We start from the raw sequence: 10014 nt of genomic DNA, 5'->3' as shown, positions 1-10014 counted from the left end.
GGGCAGTGATCGAGCACGCGCATCAGCCCGTAGAGATCGGCCAGGGTCGAATCGCGGAAAACCTCTGTCGCGGCGTCGAGCACCTGAACCGCGGCACCGCCGGTGCCGATGTGGACCCGGCCGCCGCCGATCTCGAGCCCGCGGTCTTCCACGAAGCCGGGAAGAGCGACCGTCCGGGCCGCGCGTTCGACGGCCGCTTCGACGCAGCGACGCGGAAAGACCATGCGGCCGTCGTCGCGCCGCCGGGCGCCGCCGCCGATCAGCGCGCTTGAAAGCCAATCGGGCACCTCCGCCATGCCGATGCGGGCGAGAATGTCGAGGGCCGCGCAGCGGATGGCCTCGCTGTCGGCCGTGCTCAGGGGCCGGAACCGCCCGCCGACCGCCGGCGGCGGCGCGCAGGCCCCGCGACCGTCCTTCCCAAGGTCCCTGCTCTGCCGTCTTCTGCTGCCCATCGGACGATTTCCCGCTTCAGGCGGCTATCCTGATGGCAATCCCTCACCAACGACATTCAGTAATTCTGGTGATTTGATGAACGGCTTTAAAGCACGATCCCATGCAGCCCGGCGCGCGATCAGGCGGTCAGATTGCCTCTTTCACCAAGCACTTAAGTGTCTAAACTGAGACCTGAAACGAAGCGTGGGGGCGGCGAAGTCCTGCAGGGGACGCTGCCGGGTGTGAGTCGGGACCTTCCTTGATGACAGCGATCGAGATCGGGCTGCACGGCGCCGTGGTGCTCGCGGCCTTCCTGCAGACCATAACCGGGATCGGCTTTGCGATGATTGCCGGACCGGTCATCCTGCTCGCCCTCAACGACGGCTCCGCGGTGCAGATCACCACGCTCCTCAGCCTCCTGATCGCCGTGGTTCTGGCACCGGGGCTGCGCAGCCGCATCGATCCGCCGATGCTCAAACAGCTCAGCATCGGCGCCCTGGCGGGGCTACCCTTCGGGATCGCGCTCTTTGCCCTGGTGGGAGTCGATCTACTGAAGCTCATTGCCGGGGTCACGGTCGGCGTGCTCACCGCCCTCACCCTTATGATCCGGCGTCATGAGGGCGCGGCGCTGCGCCCGGCGTCCTGGGGCGACTGGGCCAGCGGCGGCGTGTCGGGACTGTTCGGGGGCTGCCTGGCCATGCCCGGCCCAACGGCGGCGGTGCGGATGAACGCCCGCAACTTCGACAAGATGGTCACGCGGGCCACCATCCTGGCGATGTTCGTGCTGGTCTACCCGCTGATCTTCTCCGCCCATGCGCTGACCGTGGGCGTGACGCGGGAGACCTTGATCACCTCCGCGATCCTCATACCGAGCACGCTGGCGGGCGTGGTGATCGGTCACTTCGCGGCACCGCATGTCAGCGAGCGGCTGTTTCGCAATATGGTGCTCGTGCTGCTGGCGGCGACCTCGGTGACGCTGCTTGTGGCCGGCACCGGGGGCTTGAAGGGAGAATGAGATGAACAGAGGCCTCGGGCGTCTCGATGACCTGCCGCGGGTCCGGCTCGCGACGGACCCCACACCCCTCGACCGGCTGGAGAACCTGGAGCAGCTGGTCGGCGGCCCCCGCCTCTATGCCAAGCGCGACGACTGCCAGCCCCTCGCCTTCGGCGGCAACAAGATGCGCCAACTCGAGTTCTACTTCGGCGCGGCCCGTGCCCAGGGCGCCGACACCGTGCTGATCACCGGCGCGGTGCAATCGAACTTCTGCCGCCTCTGTGCCGCCTTCGCCGCCAAGCTCGGCATGCAGTGCCACATCCAGCAGGAAGAGCGGGTCGCCAAAGACGATCCGCTCTACCGGACCTCCGGCAACGTGCTGGTCGAACGTCTGCTGGGGGCGGAGCTCCACTCCTATCCCCATGGCGAGGACGAGGCGGGCGCCGACGCCCGGCTGGAGGAGCTGGCGGCGGAGCTTCGGGCCCAGGGGCGCAGCCCCTATGTGATCCATCTCGCCCCCGGCCATCCGCCGCTGGGCGCCCTCGGCTATGCCGTCGCGGCGCGGGAACTGGTCGGTCAACTCGATGACCTGGGGATCGAACCGGATGCCTACGTCGTGCCCTCGGGCAGCGGTGCCACCCATGCCGGCTTTCTCTTCGGGCTGCGAGCCCTGGGGCGCGAGACACCGGTGCTCGGCGTCTGCGTGCGCCGCGGCGCGGACCTACAGGCGCCACGCCTCGTGACCCGCTGCGGCGAGATCGCCGAACTCCTGGACCTGGAGAACCCGGTCGCCGAAGCGGACGTGCAGGTCACCGACGCCTTCCTCGCCCCGGGCTACGGCCAGCTCAACTCCGCCACCCGCGACGCCATCCTGGCCGGCGCGTCCCACGAAGCGCTGATGCTCGACCCGGTCTACTCCGGCAAGACCATGGCCGGCTTCCTCGACCGCGCCCGCCAGGCAGCGTCTGGTGAGACGCTGGTCTTCCTGCACACCGGCGGTACCCCCGCCCTCTTCGCCTACGCCAACACCCTGGCCGAGGCCGCCGCTTGGGATGGGGCGTGACGAAGGGCCCACCTCTGCCGCAAGCCCTTGCGACAATTTCCGGTAAGTTGCGTCTGAAAGCGGGACGTTAGGGCGACGCAATTTCTGCAGCAGCTGGATGCTAAGACGCAACACTTGCCGATAACATTCCGTTCCCAAGTAAATAACTCCTGATCTACAGGTAGTATTGTTGACCTCTGGCAGTGGTTTCGTCCGCCGACTTGCCGTGGTACTCTGCCGTCCCTGGTTGCCCAAATGGAGGCTGACCGCGTGCTTCAGGAGGAAACCCTCGCACTTCTTGGCCGAGGCCGAGAGGCGTGGAAGGCCTGGACCGAAGAGAGGCTTGCTGAGCGAGATGCGCTGAAAGCGGCGGGGGAATGGACCGCCGGCTGGAACGAGCCAGACTGGAATGAGGCAACTCGTGCTTGGCATGCGACATCGTTTGCTGACTTCTCGAACCATAACTTCAAAGATGAGGCGGATTTTCGCAGCTTCGTCTTTCCAGGCGGAGCGCGGTTCGATGAGGCGACCTTCTCAAACGATGCAAGGTTCGATGGGGCAAGCTTCGCGGGAGAGGTGTCTTTCAACGCGGCAAGTTTCGCAGGTAAGACCAGGTTTAGTAAGGCGAATTTCTCACAAGACGCATGGTTTTGCGCAGCGAGTTTTGCGGGCGTCGTCTTGTTCGACGACGTGAGCTTCTCGGGAGAAGCGCGTTTCGATAAGGCATCCTTCTCAAGCGATGCAAAGCTCGATGGAGCAAGCTTCGCGGGAGAAGCGTCTTTCAACGCGGCAAGTTTCTCAGGTAAGGCTGGGTTTGGTAAGGCGAGTTTCTCGCAAGATGCATGGTTTGGTGCGGCGCACTTTGCGGGTGTCGGTTTGTTCGACGATGTAAGGTTTTCCGGCACTGCATGGTTCCCAGAAGTGCGTTTCTCCGATCGTGCATGTTTCGATAGTGTAGTCTTTGCGAGTCATGCTCAGTTTAGCGATGCGGATTTTGGCGGCGTCACTGTATTTGATGGAGCGCAATTCTGTGACGATGCGTGGTTCTGGGAAGCGAAATTCCAGTACGGGGCATCATTCAATAAAACGAGATTCGGCAGCAACGTATCGTTCCCCAAGAAGACTAAATTGGGCTCTAGGTGGGTCAGTGGATCATCGATTCCACGGGGACTTCTCTTGGTTCCCTGGCTGATTGGCTTAGCCGTCTTCGTTGGAATACTCACTGAAACTTGGGTTGCAGTATCACCAGCGCTTGCGGGCGGCGCCTTATTTATTGGAGGAGTACTTACTGGAATTGGTTTGTTTGGGCTATGGCTCGAGACCGAGTCGTGATTAAGCAATCAAGTAAAATTTTTATTCCTCAACTTAAAAAATCATCCCCACCCGGGGTGGCGTCGATGTTTGGTGCTTCAATAGTATCTGGAATAGGCTTGGCAAGCTTAGGCGCTTCCGCAGTATTAGCTAGCTCAAATGCCGCGTTGGTGCCAGTGGCGACGTGGATCGCGACTGGAGCGTCGATTTCTCTCGGCCTTGCCCTCTGTATCGGTGCAGCCGGCGTATATTATTTGCATAAATCTGACAAAGAGAAATCTAGACTCGAGGCATCGGAAGCAAAGGTTAAACAACTAGAACTTGATAAGAAATCACAGAAAATAAAGGCTCTTCCTGCTCCCGAATGACAGAATCAGTGTATCCAGCCGGTCAAACGAGGCCTTCGGGCAAGTAGTCGGTCTACGATCGGTGACCGCTTCCTAGGTGACATCCTGAGTATGGCAGCTCTTTGATGTTGGGTCGCGGCCTTAAAGCAGGCGTTGCTGCTTAGGCGGCGACGCCGTCGCTATGCATCGGATGCAAAGCTACCGCGACTTTGAACTGGGCGCGGATTGATACCGTGATAGGGCTGGCGGCAGACCGCGTCGTGGACCATGGTCGCCAGGGTCGTCAGGTCGAAAACCGGGAGCCTGAGCCTCTCCTGGATCTCGGCGGCGAAGGGGGGCATGTCGGTGCATTCCAGGACGAGAGCGCCGATGTCCTCGTGGTCTGAGACCAGCCGCACCGCCGCCGCGACGATCTCGGTCCGGACTTTCGTGATGTCCATGTCGTCGCGCCGCGCCTCCAGGATGACTTCGCGGAACTCGGTGGAGCTCTCCATGCCGCCGACGGCGACGGGAAGGCCGCCGGCTCCCACGGCGGCGAAGTGCCGCTCCGTCAGGTTGCGGGCGTCGGCGGTCAGGACTCCGACCCTCCGCCCCGGCGGGAGCATTGCCTGGGCCAGCGGCACCTGGATCAGGCTCGAGGCGAAGACCGGGACGGTGACGGCGGCGGCAAGCTCGTGCTGGAACAGCGCCAGGAAACCGCAGCTTCCGGTGATCGCCCGGACGCCGTCGGCCTCCAGCCGCCGCGCGGCTTCGGTGAAGGGCGCGATGAAGTCCGGCGAAGGCCGATTGACGAGCTCGGCGACCGTCGCCCCTTTGACGGTCTCGTAAAGCACGGGGAACGACAGGCCGGAAGGGTTCTTGATGTGCCCGGGCGGTTTGGGGAAGCGCGAGTCGAGGCAGAGCACGCCGATGGTCGCCCCGCAGATATTGGGTCCGCCTTGCATCAACATCGTGAAGTCCCCCTGTCAGGCGAAGCGTTCCGCCCGGTAGGGCGCCAGGTCCAGGTTCGCCGGCGTGGCGGTGACCAGGTCGGCGACGATCCGCCCGGTCGCCGGCGCCATCATCAATCCGTAGTGGGAGTGACCGAAAGCGGCGAAGAGGCCGGGGAGCCCGGGCAGTTCGCCGATGCAGGGCAGGCTGTCCGGAAACGACGGCCGCACGCCCATCCACTCCTCGACATCATCGGTATTGAGATCGGGCAGCATGCGTTTCGTCAGCCGCTTGAAGATGCGCGCGCGGCGGTAGTTCGGCGGGGCGTCGAGGCCGGCGAACTCGGCCGTGCCGGCGCTGCGAATCCCTGACTCCATGGAACTGGTCACGAACTTCCGCTCGACATCCAGGATGGAGTTGTTGAGGGCCACGCCGGGAGTCTTGAAGACCAGGTGGTAGCCGCGCTCTGCCTCCAGCGGCAGGCTGATGCCCAGCGGTTCCAGCAGGCGGGCAGACCATGCGCCCGCCGCCAGCACGACTTTCGGCGCTGCCAGCTCACCCAGGTCGGTGTCGGCGATCCAGCCTTCTCCCTCGGGCCGCAGGCGGTGCACTTTGCCGCGCAGAACCTTGCCGCCCATGCTTCGGACCTTTTCCGCCAGGACCTCGCCGATGCGCCCCGGCGCGATGGCCCGCGCCTGATCGCGGATCACGATTGCCGCATTGAACTCGGGCGACAGCGCCGGCTCGATCTCGCGGAGCCGCTCTCCGGAAATGACCTCGACCGGCGTATCCTGGCGTGCGCGGAGGCGCCAGTCGGCACCGTCCAGGCTGGCGTCTTCCGCCCGGCGGTAGACGTTCAGGTACCAGGAGTCCCTGACCAGACCCTCATGGCCCGTGCCATTGAGGTGATGGCGGTAGAGATCGACGCTCGGACGCGCGAGCGTTGCCATGGCATCGCTGACCGCCACGATTTTCTCGGGTGTGCCGGCCCGGAGGAAGCGGATCGCCCAGGGCAGCGCCTTCAGGAGATACCCCGGCCTGATGGCAACGGGCCCCTCAGGGTCGAGCAGCCATTTCGGAATGCTCTTCCAGACGCCGGGAAGGGATTGCGGCACGTTCGACCAGGGGGAGATGACACCGGCGTTGCCGTAGCTGGCCCCCTGCCCCGGGGCATCGCGGTCGATGATCGTCACCCGCTCGCCCTTTTCCAGCAGGGACAGAGCGCAGCAGATGCCGACGATACCGGCCCCGACGACGAGGGTTCCCTCCACCGCCGTCACTGCTTGTGTCTCGCGATCCAATCCGCGGACATTTCTTTGGCCTTGGAAACCTCGGCCTCGGTCATGCGGTCCACCAGGGCATCGCGGTTGCTGCGGGCGATCGGCGCGAGCCATACGGTTCCCGTCTGCGCCGCGGTGATGTCGAACCACATGTAGGACTGGACGTAGTCCCGGTCGACGCCGTAGCCGCCGGAGTAGATGTTGCCCAGAGCGAACTGAGCATCGACGTTGCCGAGCGCCGCGGCCTTTTCCCACCACTTGAGCGTTTCGGTAAGATCTTTCTCGACGCCCTGGCCGTCGCGGTACATGGACCCGAGCACGAACTGGGCCGCGGCGTCCCCCTGCTCGGCCAGCGTCCGAACATCGGGGGCGGATTGTCCCCATGCGGGCCATGCCAGCCCCATGACGAGAGCGAGAGCGGCAAGCAACGGTCTCATGAGCGTCTCTCCCCAGCAATAACGGCGCCCCGGCGACAGCCACCGCAAGGCGTCAGCGGACGACGAACACCGAACAGGTCGCATGGCGCACCACACGTGCGGCATTCGGGCCCAGAAGGAAATCGGCAAGGTCCGGCTGGTGGCAGCCGATGACGATGAGGTCCGACTTGTCCGCCTCCGCCTGTGCCAGGATCTCCCGGTAGATCGAGCCGACCCGGACGGCGGCCTTTGCCGCCCCGGCGGGCAAATCCAAGGTGCCGACCAAATCGCCGAGCTGGTTCGAGACGGCCGAAGAGGTCTGGTCGCGATAGTCGTCGGGAAGCTGGATCGCCGCGGCCGGCGGTATGTCGCTTTCGACATGGACCAGCGTGACCTGGGCCCCTTTCAGCTTGGCGAAATCCGAGGTGACGGCCAGCATGCGGTCGGTCAGGGCCGGGTCTTCGAGATCGACGGCGACGAGGATTGTCTCGATCATGGCATCAAGCCTCCTGCCGGGCCGTGTCCGAGGACGCCTCGGCATTTCGTTTCTTGGCGATCAGTTGCACCACGATGACCGGCGCGACAATCGCGAGGGCGATGAGATCCGACTGCCAGCTCGGTGCAATGGCCACCAGGCCGGCGAAGGCGGCCAGCACGCGTTCGTACCAAGCCATGGGTGCCAGGAAGAAGCCCACCACCGAGGCCGACAAAGCGACCACACCCAGAATGCAACTCGTCGCAGCATAGGAGAATTCCAGGAAATCGAAGCCCGTCGAGGAGACGAACAGCAACACCGGCGCGTAGACGAAGGCCATCGGCGCGATGATCTTGCCGAGGCCGAGGGTGAAGGCGGAGATGCCGGTCTTGAAGGGGTTCGAGTTCGCAATGGCCGCCGCCGCGTAGGCGGAGGTACAGACCGGCGGCGTGATCTCGGCGACGACGCCGTAGTAGAGCACGAAGAGATGCGAGGCGATGGGAGGCACGCCCAGTTGCTGCAGCGCCGGCTGGGCGACGGAGACCAGCATGATGTAGAGCGCCGTCGTCGGAATGCCGGCCCCCATCAGGATGCAGGCGATGGCGATCAGGACCAGCGACAGGAAGAGCTGCAGTTGCTGGATCGAGAACAGTTCGTAGGCGCCGTAGGTGAAGAACCAGGACAGGCTCTCGGCCATGGTGACGGCACTGGAGGTGACCATGAAGCCGATGCGGAAGCCGACGCCGGTGGTATTGATGACGCCGACGACGATGCCGACGGCGGCGGAAGCCGCACCGACGGCCAGCGCGTACTTCACCCCGGTCTCGATGGCGCTCAGCATCTCCGGCATCTCCATCCGCTTTTGCGGATTGAACACGCCGATTACCGAGCCCGCGCAGAGGAGCGCGGCGATGGGCAGGTCGAAGCCTTCGGTCAGGTACTTCCAGACCGCGAAGGCGATGAAGGCCGCCGGAAAGACCAGGGTCAGGGGCACGTCGCGCCTGGCCGCGCCGACGATGATGGCGAGGCTGATGCCGCAGAACGCCGACATGTAGGGCGTATAGCCCGAGAACAGGACGGCCAGGAGCGCAATCAGCGGGATCACATTGGCCCAGCCGTCCTTCCAGACCTCCACGAACTTCGGCAGCAGGTCGGCGGCGATGCCCTGGAGGCCGAGCCGCCGCGCCATGAGATGGACCACGGCAAAGACGCCGACATAGTGCAGAACCGCCGGGAAAATCGCCGCGATGACGATGGTCGTGTAGGGGACCTCCAGGAACTCGGCCATGATGAAGGCCGCCGCGCCCATGATCGGCGGCGTGATCTGCCCGCCAGCCGAGGCCGCGGCTTCCACGCCGCCGGCAAAGCGCCCGGGATAGCCGAGCCGCTTCATGTTCGGAATGGTCAGCGCACCGGTGGAGACCGTGTTGGCGACCGACGATCCCGAGATGGTGCCGAAAAAGGCCGAGGAGACCACCGAGACCTTGGCGGGGCCGCCGGTGTATTTCCCGGCCAGGATCGTCGCGTTGTCGATGAACAGCTTGCCCAGCCCGGTCCGCTGGGCAATGACGCCGAACAACACGAAGTGGAAGACGATGGTGGAGACCACCCAGAGGGTCACGCCGAAGATGCCCTCCTGGGGGAAGTACATGGAGGAGACGAAGGTATTAAACTTCACCCCCGGATGCTGCAGGATGCCCGGGAAAAAGGGCCCGAAGAGCGCGTAGGACATGAAGATGCAGATGATCAGCGGCAACACCCAGCCGAGGGTCCTGCGCGTGATGTCCAGCACCAGCACGATGAGCAGGGACCCGAAGATCAGGTCCCAGGTGTTCGGATTGCCCATGCGGAAGGTCTGTTCCTCGACACCGAGGATAGGCAGTCCATGCCAGGCGAGGCCCAGATAGAGCGCCGAGGACACACCCAGGACGATTGCGATCAGATCGTAGATCGGTATGTTGCCGATCCGCAGGCCGCCGGGCTTCAGGCGAAAGGCATCCTTCGTCCGGAACAGCGGGAAATAGGCGTAGGTCAGGATGAAGAGCCCCGCCAGGAACCAGCCCATGTGCCAGTGCTCGGCGGGCAGGCCGAAGCCGGCCGTCAGGAACTCGTAGGTGGCGAAGGCGATTGCGACCATCCGCAGGAGAGCGTGCATGCGATCCGTCACGGGGCGCGTCGCCGCGGCCTCGTCGTACTTCTCCTCAATGGCCTTGAGTTCTTCTTCGCTTAGCTCAAGGTGGTCGCCTTTTTCTTCGCTCATGTTCCCCCTCCCCGTCAGAGCTCCCAGCGGTCGCGCAGTTACGCAGGATGCTGCATCAGCACCTCGTTGAAGTTCCCCAATGAACGGACTCTTCTGATATGGGCGCCCCGGTCGGCGGCGCGGCTAGCGCAGAGACGGCACCGCCGGCCGGGGCAGTTCACCCAGGGAGGAGTGATTACTGAAGCATGCCTGCTTCTTTGTAGAACCGCTCGGCACCGGGGTGCAGGGGAACGCCGAGGGCGGCGATACCATCCAGAGCCGTCTCCAGGATGATCTGCTTACCCTTGGCATGCCCATTGTCGAGCAGCTTGCGCGTGTTGTCGTTCCACAGCGCCTTTGTGATGCCGTAGATCAGTTCTTCTTCCTGGTCCGCCGAAACCACCAGCAGCGCACTGACCGCCGGGGTCAGGGAGTCGCCGTCGACACCTTCGTAAACACCACCCGGGATCTTCGAGGGGATGTAAGCCGGAATAATGTCGTTGATCTTCTTCAGATCGGCTTCGGTGAAGGAATGCAGGTTCATGCCC

Annotated in this window: 11 protein-coding genes; 4 read left to right on the top strand and 7 right to left on the bottom strand. The window is 64.0% G+C overall.

Annotated features, from left to right (window positions below; genetic code table 11):
- A partial coding sequence (locus Q0996_RS06170) for a trimethylamine methyltransferase family protein (RefSeq protein WP_299616930.1) occupies positions 1 to 452 on the bottom strand: 452 nt, incomplete at its 3' end.
- A gap of 242 nt (positions 453 to 694) precedes the next feature.
- On the opposite strand from Q0996_RS06170, the gene Q0996_RS06165 reads away from it, so the two are divergent.
- The 4 genes from Q0996_RS06165 to Q0996_RS06150 all read left to right on the top strand — a co-directional run bounded on the left by Q0996_RS06165 (position 695) and on the right by Q0996_RS06150 (position 4147).
- Positions 695 to 1447, top strand: a complete 753-nt coding sequence (locus Q0996_RS06165; RefSeq protein WP_299616929.1) for a sulfite exporter TauE/SafE family protein — start codon at positions 695 to 697, stop codon at positions 1445 to 1447.
- Position 1448: 1 nt separating this feature from the next.
- On the top strand, positions 1449 to 2489 hold the full coding sequence (locus Q0996_RS06160) for a D-cysteine desulfhydrase family protein (protein ID WP_299616928.1): 1041 nt from the start codon (positions 1449 to 1451) through the stop codon (positions 2487 to 2489).
- 249 nt (positions 2490 to 2738) lie between these two features.
- Positions 2739 to 3800 (top strand): pentapeptide repeat-containing protein, encoded by a 1062-nt coding sequence (locus Q0996_RS06155; protein WP_299616927.1) that lies wholly within the window; start codon positions 2739 to 2741, stop codon positions 3798 to 3800.
- Positions 3797 to 4147 (top strand): hypothetical protein, encoded by a 351-nt coding sequence (locus Q0996_RS06150; RefSeq protein ID WP_299616926.1) that lies wholly within the window; start codon positions 3797 to 3799, stop codon positions 4145 to 4147. The genes Q0996_RS06155 and Q0996_RS06150 overlap by 4 nt, the downstream gene beginning before the upstream one ends.
- Before the next feature lie 158 nt (positions 4148 to 4305).
- Here Q0996_RS06150 and Q0996_RS06145 read toward each other — a convergent pair whose 3' ends face one another.
- The 6 genes from Q0996_RS06145 to Q0996_RS06120 form a co-directional block, all read right to left on the bottom strand.
- Complete coding sequence (locus Q0996_RS06145) at positions 4306 to 5076, bottom strand: aspartate/glutamate racemase family protein (protein ID WP_299616925.1); 771 nt, start codon at positions 5074 to 5076, stop codon at positions 4306 to 4308.
- A gap of 15 nt (positions 5077 to 5091) precedes the next feature.
- Positions 5092 to 6357 (bottom strand): FAD-binding oxidoreductase, encoded by a 1266-nt coding sequence (locus tag Q0996_RS06140; protein ID WP_299616924.1) that lies wholly within the window; start codon positions 6355 to 6357, stop codon positions 5092 to 5094.
- Positions 6333 to 6773 carry a tetratricopeptide repeat protein gene (locus Q0996_RS06135; protein WP_299616923.1) on the bottom strand — a complete coding sequence of 147 codons (441 nt, stop codon included), beginning with the start codon at positions 6771 to 6773 and terminating at the stop codon, positions 6333 to 6335. The genes Q0996_RS06140 and Q0996_RS06135 overlap by 25 nt, the downstream gene beginning before the upstream one ends.
- A 52-nt stretch (positions 6774 to 6825) precedes the next feature.
- The gene (locus Q0996_RS06130; protein WP_299616922.1) at positions 6826 to 7248 is read right to left on the bottom strand and encodes a universal stress protein; all 423 of its coding nucleotides are present in this window, start codon (positions 7246 to 7248) and stop codon (positions 6826 to 6828) included.
- Between the two features lie 4 nt (positions 7249 to 7252).
- Complete coding sequence (locus Q0996_RS06125; RefSeq protein ID WP_299616921.1) at positions 7253 to 9487, bottom strand: TRAP transporter permease; 2235 nt, start codon at positions 9485 to 9487, stop codon at positions 7253 to 7255.
- Between the two features lie 175 nt (positions 9488 to 9662).
- On the bottom strand, positions 9663 to 10014 hold a 352-nt coding region (locus tag Q0996_RS06120), incomplete at its 5' end, for a TAXI family TRAP transporter solute-binding subunit (RefSeq protein WP_299616920.1).

Source organism: Pelagibius sp., assembly GCF_028289705.1.
Lineage (GTDB): Bacteria > Pseudomonadota > Alphaproteobacteria > Kiloniellales > Kiloniellaceae > Pelagibius.
The sequence above is the reverse complement of the archived record's forward strand: the minus strand, read 5'-3'. Positions and strand labels throughout refer to the sequence as shown.

What these genes read in the sequence shown, in the direction of transcription:
- Q0996_RS06165 (WP_299616929.1), top strand. Translation starts at nt 695, where the DNA reads ATGACAGCGATCGAGATCGGGCTGCACGGCGCCGTGGTGCTCGCGGCC.
- Q0996_RS06160 (WP_299616928.1), top strand. Translation starts at nt 1,449, where the DNA reads ATGAACAGAGGCCTCGGGCGTCTCGATGACCTGCCGCGGGTCCGGCTC.
- Q0996_RS06145 (WP_299616925.1), bottom strand. Translation starts at nt 5,076, where the DNA reads ATGTTGATGCAAGGCGGACCCAATATCTGCGGGGCGACCATCGGCGTG.
- Q0996_RS06135 (WP_299616923.1), bottom strand. Translation starts at nt 6,773, where the DNA reads ATGAGACCGTTGCTTGCCGCTCTCGCTCTCGTCATGGGGCTGGCATGG.
- Q0996_RS06130 (WP_299616922.1), bottom strand. Translation starts at nt 7,248, where the DNA reads ATGATCGAGACAATCCTCGTCGCCGTCGATCTCGAAGACCCGGCCCTG.
- Q0996_RS06125 (WP_299616921.1), bottom strand. Translation starts at nt 9,487, where the DNA reads ATGAGCGAAGAAAAAGGCGACCACCTTGAGCTAAGCGAAGAAGAACTC.